The following is a 22,959-nucleotide window of genomic DNA, read 5'->3' as shown; positions in this document are numbered from 1 at the left end:
CCTTACGCTTGCAAGCCCACAATGGCGACGCCAATGGAAATTAATACAATGCCCGTCACGCGTAAGGGGGTGAGTTGTTCGTTAAAAAACATACGCCCTAAGATCATGATGACAACTGTATTGATAGAGCCTAGCAGCACACCATTGGATAACGGTACTAGCGATAAGAAGGCTAACCACATCACAAATTCGATGATGTAGCAGCTGATGCCCACCCACAGCCATGGGCGTTTACACATCCAACGCCAACGATCTAAGCCATCGCCTGCCCTAGGATCAGCCGCAGCAGCTTTAAGGGCTAATTGCCCGCCGCTATCCAAGATAATATTTGTTGTCCACAACAGCAGCACCAACGGTGTGATTGACTCCATCAGTGCGTGCCTCCGGCGCGTAGTGGTTGGCCATCGGTGAGCGAGGCAATGAAATCAGCCGCTTTAGCGATCACGGTGCGGCGATCTCTATCGATAGTGATCATGTGGTAGCTGTTATCCAGCAATAGCAGTTCTACAGGGGCATTACGTACGCCTTTGACGATGGCATAGGCGTTGGATACCGATGCAATGTCGTCGTGACGTGCATGCATCACCAAGCATGGCGCTTGAATGGTAGACAGGTTTTTCAGTACTGAGCGCGATAACGCCTGCATTTCTATGACGCACCACCATGGGTTGCCAGGTAGGCCGGCTTCAGAGCTGTCGCCAGAGTTCATTTGGTCTACGACACGTGCACGCAGGGCTTCGTCTTTGATGCCATAGGGTGGTTGCTCTAAGAACATGCGGTTGCGGCCAATCCCCAGTGCTCTAAATACCGGCAAGATAAAGGCTAAGCGGGTGTGCGGAGGCATGCTCCAACCGTCGTGACGGAAGGTAGTAGACAGTGCCAATACACCTGAAATCAGATCAGGACGACGCTGTGCCAAGGCCAGTGACAGTACAGCACCCATAGACAGACCACCCACAACAATGCGATCAACTCGGGCTGCCAAACGGTCTGCGCCGGCAATCACGCTGGCTAACCAGTCTTGCCATCCTGTATCTACCAAGTCGTCTTGGGTACCGCAGTGCCCTGCCAATTGCACGGCGTATACCGTGAAGCCTTGGCGGTTCAGCCCGCGCGCTAATACGCGCATTTCATTAGGTGTGCCTGTTAGGCCGTGTATCAGCAGCACGCCAGTGCGTGCGCGCTCGCCTTTGCCTTCCAGTAAAAACTCGTGCGGGGTGATGGTGCACGATGACGAGGAAGGGGTAATGCTTACATCGGGGCGCTCAGACGCCACCAAGGTAGAAGGAAAAGTAGGTGCTAAGTTGCTCATACAGCAGGTTCCAGTGCCGTACCGGAAAGTATGCCGGGCAGCAGTGCTAATGCTTCACGGAAATCGGTAAACGGTACGTGAGGAATGCCTTGTTCGCGGCAATAGTTAATCAGTTTGGCTTTGGCAAGCACCACATCGGCTTTGCCGGACACACAGAAATCAGAGCTGCCATCACCGATGTACAGAACTTTACGTCCGACCTGATGGGAGCTTTGTGCATGTTGGCATTTGCAGTTGGCGCTGGCACAGGTGGGTAGATTCCACGGGGTTTCCAACGACCAGCGATTGCCTTGTTGGTACACCAGATGGTTAGCCAGAATAGGTAAGTTATGCACACCCTCACGGCTCAAAATGGTGTTGATGGCGTAATCTAGCCCGTCGCTCACCACAAAGAATGGAATGCCCTGCTGTTGTGCGGCACTCAGAAAGGCTGGGAATGCCGCATCCATACCTATTTGTTGCAGGCTGGCATCCAGTTGCTCAGGGCTCATGTCTAGCAGAGCTACCTGTTTTTGCATGCATTCTTTGGAGCCTATTTCGCCCTGCTCCCATGCGTCTTCTAGGGCTTCCCAGCCGGGCAGGCCGTAGCTGTTTAGCAGACTGTCGGTGGTGTCGCGCAGGCTAATGGTACCGTCAAAATCACACTGTATTACCCATTCCGAAGCGGATTGGCTGCAAGACAGGTCAGCAACGGACAGTTGGGGGCGATTACTCATGAAAGCTTACTCTTACATTCTGGCCAACGCGCACGCTCGCTGGCTCGTCAAATTCTAGGATGCACTCCACCACGCGTACGGGGCCACGTTGAGCCTCTTCTTGCAACCTGCCTTGGCGGTACACCGGGCTGACACGAATCACGTGAGCTTTGGGCAGTACATTGCCATCAGAAGCGCTGTCCATGTCGGAGGTGATGGTGGCTACCATGCCGGGGCTAATGTTGCCCACATAGGCCGCATTCAGCTCGGCACGTACGATTAAGGGGCGTGCGGGCAATAGGCTCATCGCGGGAGTATTGGCGCTTACCGTGGCACCGGGTTGGGCGCTAATGCTGATAATTTCACCGGCTTCTGGCGCGGTTAAGGTGCGCTCGGCTAGCAAGGCTTTGGCTTGGTTCAAGCGTTGCAGTGCAACGTCTACTTCGGCTTGGGCAATGCGGGCGTCGGCATCGGCATCTTTGAGCTGCTGTTGGGCGGTGTCGGATTGCTGTACTTGTATCGCTCCAGCGCGTGCTGCTTGTTCTAATCTGGAGGCGGCACGACGCAATTCGGGCAGCTTGGCAAGACTAGCTTGTCTACGCTCTTGAGCCAGTTTCCATTCTGATTCAGCCACGGCAACGGCAGCCGTTTCAGTGGTGTTGGCTAGTGTCAGCAAGGTTTGGCCTTTCTCGACGGCCTCACCTTCGCGTACGGCCAAATTGCGCACCACACCATCGGTGCTGGAAGACAGGTGGATCAAGCCACCTTCTACATCCACTGTGCCTCTGGCTACCGCAATTTTGCGGGAGGAATCTTGTGTGGGCGTGGCGGTGTTGCTTGTGGTGGTGGGGGGGGTGTTATCGGAACACGCACCCAACATCAACGTAGCGGCAGTAAGCATCACGCAGCAACGCGCGCGCGTAAAAACAATCATGCACTGACTCCTTCTGTGCGGGCATGGAGGCGCCGGTCACTGCGTATCATGCCGTCTTCCATGCCAATCACGCGGTCAGCGTGGCGCACGAGACGGGGGTCATGGCTGACACACAGAACCGTAGCGTTGTGTGTGCTGGCAAAACGTTGCAGTATGTCCGCCACGCGCTGGCCGTTCTCGGCATCTAGCGCACTGGTGGGCTCATCGGCAAATAAAAATTTGGGTTCTTTAGCAATGGCGCGGGCAATGGCCACACGCTGTTTTTCACCGCCAGATAATTGGGCAGGACGCATGTGCGAGCGGTGCGATAAGCCTACGCTTTCTAGGGCTTGCAGTGCGCGTTTGGCACTTTCCTTGTCGGAAATACCTAAGTAACCCAGCGGCAGTTGTACTTGTTCTTGAGCCGTTAAGGCGGGAAACAGATTAAAGCCCTGAAACACAAAACCCGTGTGGTGCAATCTGAAGGTATCTAACTCGCTGCGCTTCATTTTGCTAAGGTCTTGCCCTAAGGCATGGGCCTCACCGGCATCAGGGTGCTGCAAGCCGGATAACAGCGACAGTAGGGTACTTTTACCGCAGCCTGAGGGGCCGGAAATCAAGGTCAGCTCGCCTGCATACACTGACAGCGATAACGAGCGCAGTACTTGCACTTGCACCATGCCTGACAAAAAGGCTTTGCTGATGCGAATGGCTTCTAGCGTAGGGGTAGTGTGTGGGGTATGGATAGTAGACATTCAATATCCCCTTAGCGCAGTAGTAATGATGGATCGGTGCGCATCAGGCTACGTATAGCCATCACACTGGAAAATAGCGCCATCAAACTGACCAATGCAGCACAACCCAGCGCTACCAGCGGTGTCATCGCAATAGGGACGTGATAGACCGCTGCCAAGCTCAGTAATGCGAGGCTTACCAGCGCGGCTAAGCACATCCCTAGGCCGCCAATCAAACATGATTGCTCAATCACGACGCGAGCAAGTGCGCCACGGCTGGCTCCTAGGGCGTTCAACGTGGCGTATTCACGGGCAGAGCCGGCGACAACGGCAGCAAAGGATTGGTTGGTGATGATGGCACCGACCAAACATACAATAATGGCCATAAACAGCACGGCCATACCCGCACCTGTGTCTAGCAACCAGTACAACTGTGATTTGTAGGCGAATTGCGGTGCTGTCCAGATTTCTACGGGGCCAAAACTGGCGGCTTCGTTTTGCAAACGCGCGCGTACAGCCTCGGCATCTACGGTACTAGGGGTTTTGGCAACGTAATAAGTACTGCCGTACTGCGAGCTGTTGCCCGCGATAGTGCGTGCGGTATCTAACGAGCTCAGTACGTTCACACCGCCTAGCCCTCGCAAGCCAGGTAAAACGCCCACAATTTGTACCGGATGGGTGTTGATCCAGGCACGGTCACCTTCGTGTGCCCCTAGGGAGTCTAGGTCAGCAGGGTCCACAATGACGGCACCCGGTTCACGCAGACGGGCACGCATGCCTTTAGATAGCAGGGATGAGAACATCATGGCATCTTCACGCGTGGCGATGCCGGAGAGGTAAATAGAGACGCTACCCGCATCGCTATGTTCGGCACTCCACTCGCCATCCACCCAGAGGTAGGGCTCTACGTCAGTGACGTCTGGGTCCATGCGCATCAGCATTTCTACGTCTTGGTCTACGAGCTGACCAAAGTTCACGCTTTGTGTGCCGGGATAGCCCGCCCATAAGGTGGCAGATGAGCTTTTCACATACAGGGCAGAGGCACCAAAAATACCCAATACCAAGGCGGCTTGTACTACCAGCAACACGCCGGAGAAGCAGACCGCCAAAATGACAGGGACAAAGCGTCGCCATTCGTAGACCAGAGTTTTACGCGCTAATGGAATCATGGCGTAACGTCCTTGGTTGCTGCTGCTTCAGGTAAAGGCGCACCGCCCAGTGCTTTGTAGAGGGCGATGAACGACAGCGTGTGTGAGGCGCGCGCGCGCAGCAATTCGGATTGTGTTTCTAACAGCGCTCGTTGTTGTAGCAATTGATCGTAGCGGCTGGATAGCCCCAACGATAGTAATGTGCGTTGTGATTGCTGTTGTTGTTGCAGTGCGTGCTCTGAGCTTTGCAGTGCGTTTACACGTTCTTTCTGGTGGGTTAGGCCGCTCAGGGCATTTTCCACTTCGCTCACCCCATCTAGCACCGCTTTACGGTAGCCCAATAACGCGGCGTCCAGAAGTTCTTCGTTGGCTTCCATGCGGGTACGGCGCATGCCCCAATCCCACAACGGGATGTCTAGGTAGATACCGACAGACGGAGACGAGTCGGTACTTGTACGCATGTTTTGCGTGGTGTTGTAGGCATACAGAAATGAGCCACCCAGACTTAAGCGCGGGTACAGCGCGGCATGGGCCAAACCCACTTGGGCAGCAGCTTGCAACACCTCGGCTTCGGCGATGTGTATATCGGGGCGTGTACGCAGTAAATCTGCAGGTAGTTCTTCCAGCGAAAAGGCCGGTACCTGTAAGGGGCGTTGAATGTTGGCCCACGCGGCGTCGGGTTGATCGCGGCCCAGCAGTACAGCCAGCGCGCGTGCAGAGCGTGAAGCGGCTTCGCGCTCCATGGCGAGCGCCGCACGGGTTTGAGCCAGTCGTACATGTGCTTGAGTGCTTTCTTCGGGGTTACCAACGTGTGCACGTTGGCGGGTTTGAGCCAGTGCCAGCGCTTCTTCATCTACAGTTAGTTGGGTATACAGCAATTTTTGTTGTTGTTGGCTGAGCCCCAAATCTAGGTAATGACGCACCACATCAGCGACCACCATGACGCGCACGCCCTGCTCGGTAGCTTGGGCTTGGAAGGTACGGGCACGGGCAGACAGCTTGGAGTTATCCAGTGCGCCAAATAAGCCCAGCTCCCACATCATGTCTAAGCTGGCGTGGTAGTACATGTCGGTGGCGGCAACGTCTTGGGTAGGCCGCACACTGCCTGTGATGGTGGGTAGATACGGTGCTTGCCAACGGCCTGTCAGTAAACGCTCGCTTTCTAGGCGTTTAGCGGCTTGGGCAATATCCAGATTGGCGGCTAGCGCCTCGTCTATCAACGTGTTCAGCGTAGGATCTTGCAACGATTGCCACCAGCTGTGCAAGGCAATAGCTGGCGCCGTCTTGGATGTGGTTTCAGACCAAGAGTTGGGCGTATGGGTTGGCAGTTCAGGCGTATTGAGAGTCACACACCCTGCAAGTAACAGGCTGAGTACTGCAGAAACGCTGAAGCGGGTAGCAAAATAAGGCAAACTGAACACGTACAAAGGAGATGAAAGTAGGTGTGGCAGCCAGAGTCACACTAAGGCTACCTTAATAGTAAAAGACCAACGTTGCGCGGTGATGCATGTTTTATGGAGAAATGATGGAGCGACTATCTGGCTGCAATGTGGGTCGTGAAAGGCAGAAATCCTGCTTAGGCTACGGAGTCCGTGTCGTAGTGTTGACGCGGGAAATGGATGCTAAAGCGTGCCCCACCCCGTTGCGATGTACCACCTTGGGCTTCTCCTCCTTGGCGCTCTACTAAGGCCTGCACAATAGATAGCCCCAAGCCCGACCCATCTTTGTGCGTACCGCTAGGGTGTGGAAAACGTTTAAAAGGGTTATCACGCAATGCATCAGGCAGACCTGGGCCCGCATCACTGACGTGTAGGCTGACGCGCTCATCATCGCTGGTGACAGCCACTTCTACCCAGTGACCAGAGTGTGCGTAGCGCAGGGAATTTTCCAGCAAATTAGACAAAATCTGGCGTATACGATCAGGGTCTACCATGACCAGCGCATCGTCGAGCGAGTCGGGGATGCGGCGCTCAAGTTCCATGCCCTGCTCTTCAAGTCTGGCTGAATAGTTATTCAGTTCTGCGTCAATAAACTGGGCTAAATCCAGAGGCTCTTCGTGCAGCGACAGCCTATTGGCAAAGGCCATAGAAATGGTATGTAGGTCGTCTACCAAACGGCCCAAATGTAGGGATTGATCTAAGAGCCCACGCAGCTCTTCCGGAGAGACAGGGATCACATCGTCACAGATGGCGTGCAGACGTGTGCTAAGAATGGTGAGTGGCGTACGTAACTCGTGCGACAGCGAGGCAATGGTGGCGCTGCGTTCGCGCTCTAGTGTTTCTAGCGAGTCGATCATGCGGTTAAAGTCGCGCACCATGTCGGCCATTTCGCCACGGGCTTGGCCAGGCAACGCCCGTACCGTGAAGTCGCCCACGGCAACGCGTTTGGCCGTCTCAGCCATAGAGCCTAGGGGTTGTGTGACCAGTTTAGATACCCAGAAGCTGGCGGCTAGCCCTAAGGGCAAACTGGCAATTAAGGTGAGTAATAGCGAAAACTGCTCACCTTTGATAGGGTCACCCACCCAGTACTCGGCGTAAATCTGCATGGCGCGAGGGCTTTCTGATAGCCCTCGGTTGTTCAGGTCTTCAAATTCAGTGCGTACATCTTGCGGCAGTCGGTCGTAGAAGTCGCGGTACTCGGCACGCCAGAACAGTAACAGACTGCTGGTAAGTACCGTGATCATAAAAAAAATGATCGCGGCAGTGGCCAAGCCAAAACGTACCCAGATGCGGTCTATCTTTCTTGCCATAGACGGTATCCGATGCCACGCACAGCTTCAATCAAATCGTCTTGTCCGGCTTGTTGCAATTTACGACGTAGCTTGGAAATATGGGAGTCGATCACGCGTTCTAGCGCATCGCTTTCTGGCAAGCATTGCTCAATAAGGTAGCTGCGGGAAAAACAGCGACGTGGTTGGGCGGCCAAACAGGCTAACAGCCTAAACTCGGTGAGCGTGAGGGGCAGTGGTATGGCTTTATTTTGCACGTGCACCAGTGCAACGTGGTCTTGTTCGTCTATTTCTAAGTCGCCCACCCGAATGGGGGCGCTTACGGTATGTACGTTAGCCGCGCGGCGTAATACGGCTTTCACCCGGGCAACCACTTCGGCGGGGTTAAAGGGTTTAATCACGTAGTCGTCAGCACCCAAACGCAACCCCAATAACTTATCCACATCGTCCGCTAAGGCGGTGACGAGAATGACGGGGGTTTGGTCTTCCGCACGTATATGGCGCAGTACATCTAGCCCATCTACACCCGGTAAGTTGATGTCTAGCAGCACCATATCAGGGCGCATGTCTCTGAACAATTGCAGCGCCTCTATACCGTCGGCAGCCATGCAAGTGCGCATGCCATCACGTCGTAGATAGGCCTCTAACACGCTGGCAATAGCCGGCTCATCCTCAACAATAAGGACCAGATGACTAGAGGTGGAAAGCGGTGTGGGTGTAATGCTCATACACAAAAATAGAAGCTATTTATGGCGCTACCAAAGCGGGGAGTAGCGGTGTTTGTCAGTTTAGCATGCCCGTTTTTTGCTACATATTATCCAAAAAAACCGATAAGTGTTGCCTATAAAAGGCCTCACTTATCGGTAGTGGTGTAGCACCTAGCCCTTGCTATCAGCAAGGGCTGGCAGGTTTAGCGTACGGGGGCTACGTCGCTGGCGGTGACAGCAGACGCTTTGTTGTTCCAGCCTTGGCGAATAAAGGTCGCCAATTCTGCAACTTCTTCGTCGCTTAAACGCCATGCGTAACTTTGCATACGTAAACGCGCAGGACGAGACTCAGTAGAAGGCAGTTCTGCACCGTGCAAAATGGTGTAGATCAGGCCTTTAGGCGAGTCGGCTGTAACCATCAGGTTGTCATCCAGTGCGGGGAAAATTTCTGGAGCACCGCGACCATCCACAAAGTGACAGCCGGAACAGTTATCCAGATACAGTCTTGGGCCCAAGGGCATAGAAGGATCAGCAGACGCCAGCAGCTTTTCTGTTGCAGTGACTGTACGGTTCGCTGCATCAGGCGCTTCAGGTGTTTTGCCACCGCTGATGTGCTTCAGGTAGGCCGCGATAGCCATATTGTCTTCGGAAGTCAGGTATTGCAGTGAATCCCCTACTACCAATGACATTTCACCTACCGCTGTCGCGTAGTCGTTTCTACCTGTCGCCAAGTAGTGTGCCATTTGCTCTTTGCTCCACTGGCCAGCCACGCTGTCAGGGCCATGCAAGCTTGGGGCACTCCAACCGTCTACTTCACCGCCAGACAAGAAAGCAGGATCGTCACCGTTCGCGCCTTTTTGAGACATGAACATTGTGCGTGGGCTGTGGCAGGCGGCACAGTGAGCTGCACCTTGTACCAAGTACGCACCGCGATTGATCATTTGATCATCGGTTGGTGCGTGGAAGCCAACGGGGTTCAGAGCTACCCAGTTCCATGCACGCAATCCCCAACGTTGGTTGAATGGGAAAGCCAAGTCGGTTTCAGGCACTTTGTTGTTCACAGCGGGTACTGCTTCCATGAAGTACTTGTACAGAGACTGCACATCCGCTTCACTGATGACGCGGTAGTTTTCATAGGGCATTGCTGGGTACAGGTGTGCGCCTTGTTTGTTCAGGCCGTCGTACAGCGCTGCACGGAAGTCGTCCAGTGTGTAGTTACCAATACCAGTCTCTTTATCGGGAGTGATGTTGGTAGACCAGATCACACCAAACGGGCTTTGAATAGCACGGCCACCGGCGAAGGTTTTGCCTTCTGGTGCGGTGTGGCAGGCGATACAGTCAGCAGCACGCATCATGTATTCACCACGCGCTACGCTAACTTCGCTATCGGGAGCCAAAGCTTGTGCAGGTGTGCGCTCAGAAGGAATCCAGATCATGCCTGCGATCACCAAAATGGCGATCACAATCAGCGCAAGGATAATACGTACAAACGTTTTCATGATGCGTCCTCCTTAGGCCAGAATGCGTGGATTACGCAGGTAGTCGTTACGTAAAGCGTGCGCAGCCCAGTATGCCAAACCGCCTACTAGCCCAGTTGGGTTGTATTGCAGGTTTTGTGGGAAGGCACCCGCACCCATGACGAACAAGTTATGTACATCATGCGCTTGCAAGTAACGGTTCACTACGGAGGAATTAGGATCATTACCCATCACAGCACCACCCACGTTGTGTGTGGTTTGGTAAGGGCGTACGTCGTACATTGCGCCATCGGCTTTGTACCCGGACTGCATGATATCGGGGTTCATGGTTTTGGCAATGTCTTCAATTTTGCCGCGCATGAATTGCGTCATGCGAATGTCATTGGCTTTCCAGTTGAAGGTCATGCGCATCAAGGGGCGGCCAAACTGGTCTTTGTACGTAGGGTCCAGATCCAAGTAGTTATCTTGGTAGGACATACAGGAACCGTGCGAACCGATGCTCATGGCGTGGCCGTACCATTCACCAATGGATTTTTTCCATTCGCTACCCCATGACGGCGTACCGGCTGGTAACGGCATAGAACGAATAGGCTGACCGTTGTAGGTACCTGCAGTGATGTAGCTACCGCCTACGAAGCCTTCTTTAGCAAAGTCAATTTGGTTCACACCAAAGTCATCAATCACCATGCTGTTGGAGCCGGTACCGATGAAGGGGTTGAACTCTTTGTCTTTGAAGAACAAGGTGGTGCCACCAGTCATCTGGTACGCATAGCCACGACCTGTAGCGCCTTCGCCTGTAGTGGGGTTGTAGGGCTTACCAATGCCAGACAACAGCAACAGGTGTACGTTGTGCAACTGGTAGGCACACAACAAGACCAAATCAGCAGGTTGGAACACTTCTTCGCCAGCAGCGTGGTCGAAATAGGTCACACCGGTGGCGGTTTTGCCATCGGGAGCCAACTCTACGCGCAGCACTTCGGAGTGGGTTTTGTAGCTGAAATTGGATTTGCGTTTTAGCGCATCCAAAATACAGGTTTGTGGTGAGCCTTTGGAGTAGTTGTAGCAACCAAAGCGCTCACAGAAACCACAGAAGTTACAGGGGCCCATTTGCATGCCGTATTCGTTCACGTACGATTTAGACGCGATAGAACCGGGCAGCGGGAATGGGTGGTAACCCATGGCTTTAGTCGCTTGGGTAAACAGGTCGGCATCGTAGGTGTGAGGCATTGCTGGCATAGGGTAGTTGCCAGAACGAGGGCCTTCAAACGGGTTACCGCCGGGGATCAGCTTGCCATTGATGTTACCGGCTTGACCGGAAATACCGGCTACACCTTCAAAGCGCGCCAAGAACGGTTCCAGTTCTTCGTAGCTCAGAGGGTAGTCGGCCAGTTGCATGCCATCAGGGATGACATTACGACCAAAACGCTCAAGCGTGTAAGAGCGCAGGCGCATTTCTTCAGGCTGTGGGCGCCATGTGTGGCCGTTCCAGTGCATACCTGCACCGCCTACACCATTACCAGGCAAGAATGAGCCCAGAATACGGTATGGTAAGGCGTTTTCGCCGGGTGCGTGACGCACGGTGACGGTGGATTGCGATGGACGCTGCATGAAACCGTAACGTACGCCGTACTTCAGCTCGTCAATCACGTTGGGGTATTCAAAGCCGGGTACAGTGTCGCGGTCTTCACCACGTTCCAAGGCTAGAACTTCCAAGCCTTCTTGTGCCAATTCCATAGACAGAATGGCACCGGTCCAGCCCAGACCAACGACTACTACATCTTTTTTGGGTGCTGTGCGTGCCATGGTTATGCCCTCTCTCCAGAAATTGAAACCGGTCCCAGTGGGTAACGAACGTTGTACTGGTCAGCCCATTCTTTGAAGCTGGCGCGAGCACCTGGGAAGCCGATGTAGCTCCATGCCTGCATGCCATAGTTGCCGCCGTACATGGGGTCAGCAAAATAGCCTTCTTTGGTGTTACCCAGCAGCAAGGTGAAGAAATCGCGCAGTTCAGGCTCTAGACCCATTTTGTTGTCTTGCAGAGCCAGTAACGCAGCGTCTTGCTGTTCGGTAGTGAGCTTGGCAAACAGTGCGCCATGCTCGGTTACACACCATGCATCAAAGGCTTTAATACCTTCGCGGTAGAGTTGTGCAGGGTTGTAGGGGGTTTGGTAACCCAATTGTGGTGCGGCGGCTGGGTCGTGAGGACCTTCCATGTACCAGTCCACGGCCTTACCGTAATCGCCAGCCAATTGCTGGTCTAAGAACAGTGGAACACGCGTTTCTATCGCGCCTGGACCGTCGCCGTCTGAAGGAATCAGGCGGGCAGTAGCAGCCAAGATGAATGCCCACTCTTCAGGCGTGAAATAGACGGGTGTGTACTGATCTAGCGGCGGAAAGTCGGCAGGTTTGGCGTGCAATGACATAGGCACATTTGCCAGACCAGCTGTAGCGGCGGACACCATCAAGAAACGGCGGCGCGTCAGACTTCCTTTTTGGGAATGGTCGTGCATAGGAAACTCCTTTTCTAAGTACCCAGATGAAGATCTGAATGACAGGAGAAATAAAAACAAATGGGTTTGAAGGTTTTACTGCAGTAATCCACACATTAATATCATTAAGTGCAGTGAGTTACCGCAAACAGTTACATGAATAACAAGACCAAATCAATCTGGTTACATCTGTAAAGCTTTGGAACGAATAATGGGTTGGTCTGGTGTAGTAGCTGAACAGCTTTTTTACAGATGGCCAACGGAATGATTACTGGGATTGTATAGCAATCCACAGCAGGGTGCGAGTCTGTAGGAGCTAGTCTTTATGCCATCAGTTGCATAAGAATAGTGAATGGCACGGGTTGTGTAAGCTTTTTTTGCGGTAAATTTATTCTATTATTTATTAGAATATGGACGAATATAAAGTCATTAATAATTGAATTTTATTTTTAATAATAATTAATGAATTTATTTATTAATTGGTAATGATTAATGTAAATAAAATAAATAATTTTAAAGATTAATTAAATAAAAAATTTAAAACAATAAATCTTTAAGCTATTTTTAAGTTTTGGGTAATTCTTTTGATATTTCAACGGTTTTGCACGAGGGAGCGCAACGTTGTGGCTGTGGATAAGTGTGGCAATGAGGGGCCAACTTGGCATTGTGTATGCGTAATGCGATATGACGCTTATCACACACTTAAAATGCATTACAACAGTCATCAATAGACGTACTTAAATACGTCCAAGCGATCGTTTTGTGTTTTACATAACCGTTACCTCTACCACTTTTTGCTAATTTACTATTTTGAGTAGTAATGCTAGCTAATACATTAAGGCGTAGGTGTTGCCCTATGGGTACGCAACGGCCTACCTAGCCGGTTAGTCCCAACCTGTGTATCCGCTTCTGAAAACCATGCACTACACAAAAATTGGCCCCCGAAAATTGGAGACTGCTCCAAACTTTCCGGGGGCGTTGCACAGGGTTTAGCTCAGTTTACGAGGCTGTTTGGCGGTTGCTCACCAAGCTCATGAAAATCGCTGCAAGCAAGGCAGGGATCGCAAAGCTAAAGAAGTTTTGTTGCAGAGTGAGGTTAAGGTCAAACAGTAGGCCTACCGCAAAGGGGCCGATGATGGCTCCCAGACGCCCCACTCCCAGTGCCCAGCCCATGCCGGTAGAGCTCATGGTCATGGGGTAGAAACGCACAATAAAGGCGTATAAACCTATCTGTGTACCAATGGTGGTTGCTCCAGTAATGATCAAGAGGGTATAGAGCACCACACTGTTGGTGGCAAAGCCGAGCGCAGCAATAGCTGCAGCGGCAATAAATAGATAAACCACCAACACATTACGGCCGCTGAAGTGATCCATGAGCCAACTGCAGCTTAGTGCGCCGAGTATCGTGCCGAAGTGCACGGTGAATAAAAAGCTTAGGCTGGAACCCAAGGGGTAGCCTGCTTGCAGCATCAGGCGTGGTAGCCATGAGGTCATGCCGTACACCACATACAGCGCCATGAAACACATGGCCCACAGCATCAAGGTACTCAGCGTGCGTCCCTCTAAGAACAGGTCGCGAATGACTATACGTGCTTTGCTGTTGTTCGCGGTGATGTTGGGGTTGCTAAACTGCGTGCCTGCTTCGTATTGGTAACCTGGGCTGACTTTGCGAAGGGTCGCACCTATCTTTTCCCATTGCTGGGTTTGCACCATGTATGCCGCCGATTCCGGCAATTGTCTGAGCATCAAGGGCAGAAGTAGAACAGGGAAGATGGCAATGTAAAACATGGCTTGCCATCCAAAGGCGGGGATCACCCAAATACCCAGCACGGCGGCCAACATGCCCCCTACGGAATAGCCACTAAACATCAAGCCAACCGTTAGGCTGCGTCTACGTCTGGGTGAGTATTCGCTGGTGAGGCTGGTGACGACAGGCATCACACCGCCTAACCCTACGCCACCAATAAACCTATACCAGCCGAACTGGGTAGGGCTAGTCGCAAAGGCGCATAAGAACGTAAACACACTGAAAACCAGCACGCAAATAGTGATGACTTTTTTCTTGCCCAGCTTATCTGACAGGGCGCTCAGGGATAAGGCTCCTACCATCATCCCTATCAAGGTGTAGCTGCCGAGCAGCCCGGCAGCGGCACCGCTCAAGTTCCATTCATTCATGATGGAAGGCAAAATTACCCCCAGTACTGCTAGGTCATAGCCATCAAAAATAATGATGTAGGCACACCAGAAAATAGTGAGCCAATGAAACTTCTGAAATTTTGCCTCATTAATAATGGGGCATACGTTTACCACCCCAGGCTCTATAGCCTTGGGATTTATTGCTTGTGTCATCTCCCTACTCCTTTTTTCTACGACTACTTGTTTGTTGTGATACGTATCGTGGATTGAGTGTGCAACGGTGTTACAGGGTCGCTAGCCTGCGCCGGCAGCTCTCTGTGTAGCTGTCAGGGCAGAATTTGAATACTTGGTTTTAGTGTCAGGCGATCAGGAATGCGGCATGGCCGTAGGCTGCCTACCGCGTTGCGTGGCGGTGGAAAATTTCAGGGTTTGGATTTGGCCCTGTGCGTCGCTAACGGCACCACGTCAGAGGCCGGGTTGCGTGGCCGCTGTGCCTCTACCTCGGTCAACGGCGTGCAAGGACGTAGGCTTTGCTGGCTTTCTATCACCAGCTGTTGGTAGCGACCGGTAGCCTTATGTTTCCATGCCATTTCGTCTTCAGTCAGGTCGCGCATGACTTTGGCGGGCATACCCGCCACCAGTACTTTGTCGGGAATAATCATGCCTGTTTTGACGAAGGCACTGGCGGCAATGATGCTGAATTCGCCCACCACGGCGTTATCCATAACGACAGCATTCATGCCTACCAGCGCATGCGCTTTGATACGACATCCGTGCAAGATCGCGCCATGACCTATATGGCCGTTGGTTTCTACTACGGTGTCCCCTCCCGGAAAGCCGTGCATCACACAGCAGTCTTGTATGTTGCTGCCTTCTTCTAAAATCAACCGGCCAAAATCCCCTCGCAAACTGGCTAAGGGGGCGACATAGCAGTTGGGCCCCACGATGACATCACCGATGAGTACCGCATCGGGATGCACATAGGCTGTGGGGTGTACAACTGGCCGTATTCCGTTGATTTCATAAAAGGGCATGGTGGTGGGCTCACAAGTAAAGGATTAGGCCGTACCCGTACGACGTAGCGGGGTGGATTCGTCGGGTTGCTTCAGCTCTTGTTCCATATGATCGCGAATACGGAATTTCTGCACTTTACCGGTCACCGTCAGCGGGAACTCGTCTACAAAGCGTATGTAGCGGGGAATCTTATGGTGTGAGATCTGCCCACGGCAAAAGTTACGTATGTCGTCTTCAGTGGTAGCAACGTTGTCTTGTAAGATCACCCACGCGCACAGTTCTTCACCAAATTTCTGATCCGATACACCCACTACCTGCACATCTTTGATTTCAGGGTGGCGGTACAGGAATTCTTCGATTTCGCGGGGGTACAGGTTCTCGCCGCCACGGATAATCATGTCTTTGATACGACCAACGATGTTGCAGTAGCCTTCCTCATCAAGGGTGGCCAAGTCGCCGGTATGCATCCAACCTTCGTCATCAATGACTTCCAGTGTTTTGTCTTCATCGCCCCAATAGCCCAGCATCACGGAGTAACCGCGTGTGCATAGCTCGCCAGTGTGGCCACGTGGTACGGTGTGGCCGTCGGAGTCCACAATTTTGACTTCGCAATGTGGATGTATAGTGCCCACAGTCGAGACGCGACGATCGACGGGGGCGTCGGTATGGCTTTGGAAGGACACCGGAGAAGTTTCTGTCATGCCATAGCAAATGGTGACTTCACTCATGTGCATTTTTTCTATCACACGCTTCATGATTTCGGCAGGGCATGGGCTACCAGCCATAATGCCGGTGCGCAAACTGCTGAAATCTGAACGACTGAAGTGAGGGTGATCTAGCAAGGCAATGAACATGGTGGGCACACCGTAGAGGGCCGTACAGCGCTCTTGGGTGACGGCATCCAGCACGCTTTCTGCATCAAAGGCTTCAGACGGATACACCATCGTCGAGCCGTGTGTCATGCAACCAATGTTCCCCATCACCATGCCAAAGCAGTGGTACAGCGGTACCGGAATACACACGCGATCATGGTGGGTGAGCTTAATGGTTTCACCCACAAAGAAACCATTGTTCAAGATATTGCTATGACACAGCGTGGCGCCCTTGGCCGCACCGGTAGTCCCCGAGGTGAACTGGATATTCACCGGGTCACGAGGGCTAAAGGTAGCGCCCAGTTCGTGCAAATGCTCTAGTTCAGATGCGGTGGGTGGCACCATCAGGCTGCCAAAGTTCATCATGCCGTTGGTGGTCTCAGAACCCAAACGCACAATGAACTCCAAGCTAGGCACTCTATCTTGCGCATCCAGCTTGCCCTGCAAGGCAGGTTTAAGCTCTGACAAAATCTGCAGGTAGTTACTGGATTTAAAACCGGGAGCCATGACCAAGGCACGGCATCCTACTTTGTTGATGGCATATTCCAACTCAGCCTGTTGATAGGCTTGGTTGATGTTCACCAGGATTAGCCCCGCTTTCGCGGTAGCAAACTGCATGAGTAACCATTCCAGATTGTTAGGTGACCAAATACCCACGCGGTCACCGGGTAACAGTCCGAGGCGCAACAGCGAACACGCCAGTGTGTTGACCTGCTCCTGTAGTTCTTTATAGGTCAGCCTCACCTTGTCTTGGTGTATGACGATGGCTTCGTTATCGGCAAAGCGGGTACAGCTTTGGTCAAAGAATTGCCCTATGGTTGAGGTAATCAGAGGGGTGTCAGTCCTGCCTATTACATGACTCATGGTGTTGTCTCCTGGGTTGTTTTATGCCTGTTCAGCTTATGTTTTGTTATGCTGCTGACGGTTCGAATTCGATCAGATCTGCTCCATCATCGACTTGGTCTCCTACTGCGCACAGTAGTTTGCGAATCACGCCATCACTGGGGGCGCTGATGGTGTATTCCATCTTCATGGCGCTCAGTGTGAGTAAAGGGGTGTTGCGGGTGACATGGCTACCAGCTTCGGCTAGCAACGCCACCACAATGCCTGGCATGGGCGCTTGTAGGCCCTTGTCGTCTTGCTCTTGCGCCACTTGTGGTGGCAAATCATGGGTGCACTGCACCAGCCAGCTTTGGCCGTCGTAGAACACATGGCGTTGATGCTCAGTGCTGACCACGGTCAGGTCTTGGCAACGCCCATCTAGGCAGACACGGAATTTCTGGTCGCCCAAGGCATTACCATCGGCGGTAAAGCGCTGTCCGTTGACGTCAATACTCCAACCTTGTGGGGTGGCGAGTGCACGCACGGTGACGTTGTGGTCGTCGTGCTGGAAGGCAAACAAGCGAGTAGCATCCAGATTCGAGCGCCAGTTATCGTTGATGGCCCACGGTGAGGTCTCAGCGTTGTGCTGTGATGCCTCGCGCAGCAATTCGCTCACGGCTAGGGCGGCAAAGGCAGTATCCGGTACAGGTGTAGGTGGCACGAATAGGTGATCGTGCTGACGGATAATCAAGGCGGTGTCCAGATCGGCCTGCATAAAGGCGGGGCAGCCCACTAAGCGCGATAAGAACTGGATATTGGTTTGTACACCAGCCACTTCATAGTGCTTCAAGGCCTGCAGCATTCTAGCTAAGGCGTTGTCGCGGTCTTCGTCCCAGACAATCAGTTTGGCGATCATCGGGTCGTAGAACGGAGTAATGGCATCGCCCTCTTCCACGCCGCTGTCCACGCGCACATAGCGGGTGTTTGCTGGTGGTTGGTAGTGCAGCAATTTACCGGTTGCGGGCATGAAATCTTTATCGGGTGACTCGGCATAAATACGGGCTTCAATCGCGTGACCAGTAACGTGCAGTTGGTCTTGGCTAAGCGGCAGAGGTTGGCCTGCGGCGACACGCAACTGCCATTCCACCAAGTCTTGGCCCGTAATCATTTCTGTCACCGGGTGCTCTACTTGCAGACGAGTATTCATCTCCATAAAGTAGAAGTTACCGGCTGGCCCCATGATGAATTCCACGGTACCTGCACCCACATAGCCCGTCGCTTGTGCGGCTTTAACAGCAGCTTCGCCCATGGTGTTACGCAGTTCAGCAGATAAGCCGGGGGCGGGAGCCTCTTCCAGAATTTTCTGGTGACGACGCTGCACGGAACAGTCACGCTCAAACAGGTGTACACAGTTACCGTGTTGGTCAGCAAAAATCTGTATTTCTACGTGGCGAGGCTGGGTGATGTATTTCTCAATTAACACCAAGTCGTCGCCAAAGCTGGCACTGGCTTCTTGTTTGCACGATACCAGCGAGGCCGCGAAATCTTCAGTGCGCTCAACCAAGCGCATCCCTTTGCCGCCACCACCTGCCGCGGCCTTAATCAGTACAGGGTAGCCAATTTGGTCAGCTTGCTGCTTTAGGAAATCTGCATCTTGGTTATCGCCGTGGTAGCCGGGGGTAAGCGGCACGTTGGCCGTTTCCATCAGTTTTTTAGCGGCGGATTTAGAACCCATGGCTTTAATAGCCGCAGTAGGTGGGCCAATAAACACGATATCTGCATCGTCGCATGCTTGTCTAAATGCTGTGTTTTCAGACAAAAAGCCATAGCCAGGGTGAATGGCTTCAGCGCCACTGGTTTTGGCGGCGGCGATGATCTTCTCGATGCTGAGGTAGCTTTGTGCTGACGCGGCTGGGCCAATCAGTATGGCTTGGTCAGCCAAGCGCACGTGACGGCTATTGCGGTCTGCTTCGGAATAAACCGCGACGGTTTCTATGCCTAAGCGTCTAGCGGTTTTGATAATGCGGCAAGCAATCTCGCCACGGTTAGCAATCAGAATACGATTGAACATATTAGGACTCCTTGCTGTGCAGCCATTGAGGCGCACGTCTGGCAAGGAAGGCAGCCATGCCTTCCTGTGCTTCGCTGCCGGTACGCAGTTCAGCAATGTTACGGGCGCAGAGCTCAAGCAGGCTCTGGTCTATGGGTCTGTAGCTCACCGACTGAATCAGCACTTTGGACGCTGCTTGCGCCTCGGGGCCACCAGCTTGCAGCGCAGCAAGTAGCGTGTTGATTTTGTCATCCAGTTGGTCGGCGGGTACTACCTCATGGGCAAGCCCAATCGCCAGTGCGGTAGTAGCAGGAATCATCTCTGCTGTCAGGAAATAGCGGTGGGCTTGGCGAGGCCCAATTGCACGAATTACATAGGGGCTAATAACGCTAGGAATCAGCCCTAGTTTGACTTCAGACGTGGCAAATTTAGCGGTATCAGCGGCAACGCAGATGTCGCAAGCGCTGACTAGGCCCATGCCACCACCAATCGCCGCGCCTTGTACACGGGCAATGGTAGGTTTACGTAGCGTCGCCAACGTGTGCAGCATGTTAGACAGTGCCAACGCATCGTTGTGATTGTCTTGCTGGCTGGCATTGACGGCACTTTTCATCCAGTTCAAATCCGCACCGGCGGAAAAGCTTTTGCCTCTGGCGGCTAACACCACGGCACGTACGTCAGCATCACCATCTAGCTGCTGAAAAGCGGTGTACAGCTCATGGATGAGCTGGGCATTAAACGCATTGTGCAGCTCCGGTCTATTCATCCAGACGGTCGCGACACCAGCGTGTTGGGTAATCTCAAGAAAGCTAAACATCATTACACCTCTTGATAGTGGCGCGTTTACATTCTGAACAGACCAAATTTGGTGGGTTCTATGGGGGCGTTTAGGGAAGCAGAGAGTGACAACCCCAAAATACGGCGGCTTTGTGCAGGGTCTACAATGCCGTCGTCCCATAGGCGGGCGCTGGAATAATAGGGGTGGCCTTGGTGCTCGTATTGCTGCAACAAGGGGGCTTTGAATTGCGCCTCGTCGTCAGTGCTCCAGTTCTCGCCTTTGGCTTCCAACTGATCACGGCGGATGGTAGACAGCACACTGGCTGCTTGCTCGCCGCCCATCACCGAGATACGGCTGTTTGGCCACATCCACAAGAAGCGTGGGTCATAAGCGCGACCGCACATGCCGTAGTTACCGGCACCAAACGAGCCACCAATCAGCATGGTGATTTTGGGTACAGCGACTGTACTCACGGCCGTCACCATCTTGGCACCGTCTTTGGCAATACCGCCGCTTTCGTATTTGCGCCCTACCATAAAGCCGCTGATATTCTGCAGGAACACCAGAGGGATATTGCGTTGACCGCATAGCTCAATGAAGTGCGCACCCTTTTGTGCAGATTCACTGAACAAGATTCCGTTGTTGGCAATAATGCCTACGGGTTGGCCGTATAAGTGCGCAAAACCAGTGACTAAGGTGTTGCCGTAGCGCGCCTTAAATTCGTCAAAGCGCGAGCCATCTACAATGCGCGCAATCACTTCGCGTACATCGTAGGGTTTGCGGTTATCGGTAGGCAAAATGCCGTAGATTTCTTCAGGGTCGTACAGTGGCTCTTCGCTAGGTTGTAGTACTAGCGACTGCGGTTTTTGACGATTCAAATTCTGCACAATGCGGCGCGCGAGATATAAGGCGTGCGCATCGTCTTCGGCGTAATGGTCGGCCACGCCAGAAATGCGTGTGTGCACATCAGCACCACCCAAATCTTCGGCGCTTACCACTTCACCGGTAGCCGCTTTAACCAGCGGCGGGCCTGCCAAAAAGATGGTGCCCTGATTTTTTACGATAATGGTTTCGTCAGACATCGCAGGCACATAAGCACCACCAGCGGTACACGAACCCATGACCACCGCAATCTGTGGAATGCCTTTGGCTGACATTTGGGCTTGGTTGTAGAAAATACGACCAAAGTGATCCCGATCGGGGAACACTTCATCTTGCATAGGCAAGAATGCGCCGCCAGAATCCACCAAGTAAATGCATGGCAGATGGTTTTTCTCGGCAATTTCTTGTGCGCGTAGGTGCTTTTTCACCGTCATGGGGAAATACGTTCCCCCTTTCACCGTGGCGTCATTCGCAATCACCATGCACTCGGTGCCATGGATGCGGCCAATGCCAGCAATAATGCCTGCAGAGGGCACTTCGTCGCCGTACAAACCGTAGGCGGCTAGCTGCCCTATTTCCAAAAAGGCCGAGCCTTTGTCTAGCAGATGATCAATGCGATCACGCGGTAGCAGCTTGTTGCGTGCCAAGTGTTTTTCACGCGCTTTGGGTGATGAACCGTCAGCCACCAGTTTGGCTTTGGCACGTAAGTCATCCACCAGCGTGCGCATGGTTTCAGCATTAGTTTTGAACTCGTCAGAGCGGGTGTTCAACGTGGAGGTAAGTTTGGTCATACAACCCCCTTCTTAACGGGTTTCTTCAAACAATTCGCGGCCAATCAGCATGCGTCGGATTTCACTGGTGCCTGCGCCAATTTCATACAGCTTGGCATCGCGCCAGAGGCGACCTGTAGGGAATTCGTTGATGTAACCGTTACCGCCCAAGACTTGGATCGCTTCGCCTGCCATCCAGGTGGCTTTTTCAGCGCTGTACAAAATAGCGCCTGCAGCATCTTTACGTAGGGTGCGGCTATGGTTGCTTAAGTCACAGGCACGACCTAATGCGTAGACATAGGCACGGTTTGCTTGCCATGTGCTGTACATGTCAGCAATCTTGCCCTGCATCAGTTGGAACTGACCTATAGGTTGATCGAACTGTTTGCGCTCGTGAATGTAGGGCACGACCACATCCATGCAGGCGGCCATGATGCCCAGTGGGCCACCGCACAGTACGGCGCGTTCGTAGTCCAAACCGCTCATCAACACTTTGACGCCATTGCCCACACCACCCAGCACGTTTTCTTCGGGAATTTCGCAATCATCAAAGAACAGTGGGTAGGTGTTAGAGCCGCGCATGCCCAGCTTGTCCAGATGCGTACCGTGAGAAAAACCTTTAAAGCTTTTTTCTACGATAAAAGCAGTAATACCTTTAGCGCCGGCAGCAGGATCAGTTTTGGCGTACACCACCAAGGTATCGGCATCGCCACCGTTAGTGATCCACATTTTGCTACCGTTCAGTACGAACTTATCGCCCTTCTTCTCGGCACGCAGCTTCATGGACACGACGTCAGAACCTGCGTTAGGTTCTGACATGGCCAGAGCGCCTATATGCTCACCAGAAATAAGACCTGGCAGATATTTGGCTTTTTGTTCAGTAGTGCCGTGGCGAGTGATTTGGTTTACACACAAGTTAGAGTGCGCGCCGTATGATAGAGCTACCGAGGCCGAGGCACGTGAAAGCTCTTCCATCACAATAATATGGGCCAAGTAACCGGCATCGGTGCCGCCGTACTCTTCAGAACTGGTGATGCCCAATAGGCCTAGATCACCCATTTTCTGCCAGAGGTCGGCGGGAAATTCGTTATCCCTATCAATGTCAGCAGCGCGAGGGGCGATCTCTTTAGCCGCGAAAGACCGTACAGTCTCTTGCAGCATTTCAATGGTGTCGCCAAGAAAGAAATTAAGGCCTGAAATACTCATGGCTTTTCATGCACACCTTTGCAGGTGTCATGCTCCTGTTGGTGATTGGTGTCAGCACAGGAGGGTAAGCCTGTGCTGAGCTGTCTCTGTTGCCTCACTGTATGAGTAGTGAGTGCAATACGTATAGTTGATCTTGAATGGGTATGGTGATGAATTGATAATAAGGTGGCCGGTGGGTCTGGTCATGCCAAAAAGGTTGCAAATACTGCCACTCTATATAGTGGT

General features: G+C 52.8%; 19 protein-coding genes. All 19 read right to left on the bottom strand.

The genetic code is table 11. The features are described from left to right. Positions 1-2: 2 nt before the first annotated feature. The 19 genes from ACLPHM_RS14205 to ACLPHM_RS14115 all read right to left on the bottom strand — a co-directional run bounded on the left by ACLPHM_RS14205 (position 3) and on the right by ACLPHM_RS14115 (position 22,734). A complete protein-coding gene (locus ACLPHM_RS14205; protein WP_430221873.1) occupies positions 3-371 on the bottom strand; it encodes an EamA family transporter in 369 nt (122 codons plus the stop codon). Further along, positions 371-1,312 (bottom strand): alpha/beta hydrolase, encoded by a 942-nt coding sequence (locus ACLPHM_RS14200; RefSeq protein ID WP_430221872.1) that lies wholly within the window; start codon positions 1,310-1,312, stop codon positions 371-373. The genes ACLPHM_RS14205 and ACLPHM_RS14200 overlap by 1 nt, the downstream gene beginning before the upstream one ends. After that, positions 1,309-2,028, bottom strand: coding sequence for an MtnX-like HAD-IB family phosphatase (locus tag ACLPHM_RS14195; RefSeq protein ID WP_430221871.1), 720 nt, complete (start codon positions 2,026-2,028; stop codon positions 1,309-1,311). Before ACLPHM_RS14195 ends, ACLPHM_RS14200 begins: the two co-directional genes overlap by 4 nt. Next, positions 2,021-2,941 carry an HlyD family secretion protein gene (locus ACLPHM_RS14190; protein WP_430221870.1) on the bottom strand — a complete coding sequence of 307 codons (921 nt, stop codon included), beginning with the start codon at positions 2,939-2,941 and terminating at the stop codon, positions 2,021-2,023. The genes ACLPHM_RS14195 and ACLPHM_RS14190 overlap by 8 nt, the downstream gene beginning before the upstream one ends. Continuing rightward, positions 2,938-3,675 carry an ABC transporter ATP-binding protein gene (locus ACLPHM_RS14185; protein ID WP_430221869.1) on the bottom strand — a complete coding sequence of 246 codons (738 nt, stop codon included), beginning with the start codon at positions 3,673-3,675 and terminating at the stop codon, positions 2,938-2,940. The genes ACLPHM_RS14190 and ACLPHM_RS14185 overlap by 4 nt, the downstream gene beginning before the upstream one ends. Before the next feature lie 11 nt (positions 3,676-3,686). Next, a complete protein-coding gene (locus tag ACLPHM_RS14180) occupies positions 3,687-4,823 on the bottom strand; it encodes an ABC transporter permease (protein ID WP_430221868.1) in 1,137 nt (378 codons plus the stop codon). Then, the gene (locus ACLPHM_RS14175; protein ID WP_430221867.1) at positions 4,820-6,223 is read right to left on the bottom strand and encodes a TolC family protein; all 1,404 of its coding nucleotides are present in this window, start codon (positions 6,221-6,223) and stop codon (positions 4,820-4,822) included. Before ACLPHM_RS14175 ends, ACLPHM_RS14180 begins: the two co-directional genes overlap by 4 nt. A gap of 155 nt (positions 6,224-6,378) precedes the next feature. Continuing rightward, complete coding sequence (locus ACLPHM_RS14170; RefSeq protein WP_430221866.1) at positions 6,379-7,551, bottom strand: sensor histidine kinase; 1,173 nt, start codon at positions 7,549-7,551, stop codon at positions 6,379-6,381. After that, entirely contained in the window at positions 7,536-8,258 is a 723-nt protein-coding gene (locus ACLPHM_RS14165; RefSeq protein WP_430221865.1) for a response regulator, read from the bottom strand. The genes ACLPHM_RS14170 and ACLPHM_RS14165 overlap by 16 nt, the downstream gene beginning before the upstream one ends. Before the next feature lie 182 nt (positions 8,259-8,440). Next, on the bottom strand, positions 8,441-9,736 hold the full coding sequence (locus ACLPHM_RS14160; RefSeq protein WP_430221864.1) for a c-type cytochrome: 1,296 nt from the start codon (positions 9,734-9,736) through the stop codon (positions 8,441-8,443). Positions 9,737-9,748: 12 nt separating this feature from the next. Further along, complete coding sequence (locus ACLPHM_RS14155; protein WP_430221863.1) at positions 9,749-11,518, bottom strand: GMC family oxidoreductase; 1,770 nt, start codon at positions 11,516-11,518, stop codon at positions 9,749-9,751. A gap of 2 nt (positions 11,519-11,520) precedes the next feature. Further along, positions 11,521-12,225, bottom strand: a complete 705-nt coding sequence (locus ACLPHM_RS14150; RefSeq protein ID WP_430221862.1) for a gluconate 2-dehydrogenase subunit 3 family protein — start codon at positions 12,223-12,225, stop codon at positions 11,521-11,523. Between the two features lie 978 nt (positions 12,226-13,203). Then, positions 13,204-14,553 (bottom strand): MFS transporter, encoded by a 1,350-nt coding sequence (locus ACLPHM_RS14145; RefSeq protein ID WP_430221861.1) that lies wholly within the window; start codon positions 14,551-14,553, stop codon positions 13,204-13,206. Between the two features lie 209 nt (positions 14,554-14,762). Next, positions 14,763-15,374, bottom strand: coding sequence for a phenylacetic acid degradation protein PaaY (locus ACLPHM_RS14140; RefSeq protein ID WP_135861441.1), 612 nt, complete (start codon positions 15,372-15,374; stop codon positions 14,763-14,765). Between the two features lie 24 nt (positions 15,375-15,398). After that, positions 15,399-17,090: an AMP-binding protein gene (locus ACLPHM_RS14135; protein ID WP_430221860.1), complete on the bottom strand. Its 1,692-nt coding sequence runs from the start codon at positions 17,088-17,090 to the stop codon at positions 15,399-15,401. A gap of 46 nt (positions 17,091-17,136) precedes the next feature. Then, on the bottom strand, positions 17,137-19,119 hold the full coding sequence (locus tag ACLPHM_RS14130; protein ID WP_430221859.1) for an acetyl-CoA carboxylase biotin carboxylase subunit: 1,983 nt from the start codon (positions 19,117-19,119) through the stop codon (positions 17,137-17,139). 1 nt (position 19,120) lies between these two features. Continuing rightward, complete coding sequence (locus tag ACLPHM_RS14125; RefSeq protein ID WP_430221858.1) at positions 19,121-19,918, bottom strand: enoyl-CoA hydratase/isomerase family protein; 798 nt, start codon at positions 19,916-19,918, stop codon at positions 19,121-19,123. Positions 19,919-19,941: 23 nt separating this feature from the next. Further along, positions 19,942-21,549, bottom strand: coding sequence for a carboxyl transferase domain-containing protein (locus ACLPHM_RS14120; RefSeq protein ID WP_430221857.1), 1,608 nt, complete (start codon positions 21,547-21,549; stop codon positions 19,942-19,944). A gap of 12 nt (positions 21,550-21,561) precedes the next feature. Further along, entirely contained in the window at positions 21,562-22,734 is a 1,173-nt protein-coding gene (locus ACLPHM_RS14115; RefSeq protein ID WP_430221856.1) for an isovaleryl-CoA dehydrogenase, read from the bottom strand. Positions 22,735-22,959: the final 225 nt, after the last annotated feature.

The sequence above is a fragment of the Paenalcaligenes sp. Me131 genome (assembly GCF_050487225.1).
Classification (GTDB): domain Bacteria; phylum Pseudomonadota; class Gammaproteobacteria; order Burkholderiales; family Burkholderiaceae_B; genus Paenalcaligenes.
The sequence above is the reverse complement of the archived record's forward strand: the minus strand, read 5'-3'. Positions and strand labels throughout refer to the sequence as shown.

Excerpts from the sequence above, each read along its gene's own strand:
- ACLPHM_RS14150 (WP_430221862.1), bottom strand. The coding sequence starts at position 12,225 with ATGCACGACCATTCCCAAAAAGGAAGTCTGACGCGCCGCCGTTTCTTG.
- ACLPHM_RS14120 (WP_430221857.1), bottom strand. The coding sequence starts at position 21,549 with ATGACCAAACTTACCTCCACGTTGAACACCCGCTCTGACGAGTTCAAA.
- ACLPHM_RS14135 (WP_430221860.1), bottom strand. The coding sequence starts at position 17,090 with ATGAGTCATGTAATAGGCAGGACTGACACCCCTCTGATTACCTCAACC.
- ACLPHM_RS14185 (WP_430221869.1), bottom strand. The coding sequence starts at position 3,675 with ATGTCTACTATCCATACCCCACACACTACCCCTACGCTAGAAGCCATT.
- ACLPHM_RS14165 (WP_430221865.1), bottom strand. The coding sequence starts at position 8,258 with ATGAGCATTACACCCACACCGCTTTCCACCTCTAGTCATCTGGTCCTT.
- ACLPHM_RS14195 (WP_430221871.1), bottom strand. The coding sequence starts at position 2,028 with ATGAGTAATCGCCCCCAACTGTCCGTTGCTGACCTGTCTTGCAGCCAA.
- ACLPHM_RS14140 (WP_135861441.1), bottom strand. The coding sequence starts at position 15,374 with ATGCCCTTTTATGAAATCAACGGAATACGGCCAGTTGTACACCCCACA.
- ACLPHM_RS14190 (WP_430221870.1), bottom strand. The coding sequence starts at position 2,941 with ATGATTGTTTTTACGCGCGCGCGTTGCTGCGTGATGCTTACTGCCGCT.
- ACLPHM_RS14200 (WP_430221872.1), bottom strand. The coding sequence starts at position 1,312 with ATGAGCAACTTAGCACCTACTTTTCCTTCTACCTTGGTGGCGTCTGAG.
- ACLPHM_RS14205 (WP_430221873.1), bottom strand. The coding sequence starts at position 371 with ATGGAGTCAATCACACCGTTGGTGCTGCTGTTGTGGACAACAAATATT.
- ACLPHM_RS14130 (WP_430221859.1), bottom strand. The coding sequence starts at position 19,119 with ATGTTCAATCGTATTCTGATTGCTAACCGTGGCGAGATTGCTTGCCGC.
- ACLPHM_RS14145 (WP_430221861.1), bottom strand. The coding sequence starts at position 14,553 with ATGACACAAGCAATAAATCCCAAGGCTATAGAGCCTGGGGTGGTAAAC.
- ACLPHM_RS14155 (WP_430221863.1), bottom strand. The coding sequence starts at position 11,518 with ATGGCACGCACAGCACCCAAAAAAGATGTAGTAGTCGTTGGTCTGGGC.
- ACLPHM_RS14170 (WP_430221866.1), bottom strand. The coding sequence starts at position 7,551 with ATGGCAAGAAAGATAGACCGCATCTGGGTACGTTTTGGCTTGGCCACT.
- ACLPHM_RS14125 (WP_430221858.1), bottom strand. The coding sequence starts at position 19,918 with ATGATGTTTAGCTTTCTTGAGATTACCCAACACGCTGGTGTCGCGACC.
- ACLPHM_RS14160 (WP_430221864.1), bottom strand. The coding sequence starts at position 9,736 with ATGAAAACGTTTGTACGTATTATCCTTGCGCTGATTGTGATCGCCATT.
- ACLPHM_RS14115 (WP_430221856.1), bottom strand. The coding sequence starts at position 22,734 with ATGAGTATTTCAGGCCTTAATTTCTTTCTTGGCGACACCATTGAAATG.
- ACLPHM_RS14180 (WP_430221868.1), bottom strand. The coding sequence starts at position 4,823 with ATGATTCCATTAGCGCGTAAAACTCTGGTCTACGAATGGCGACGCTTT.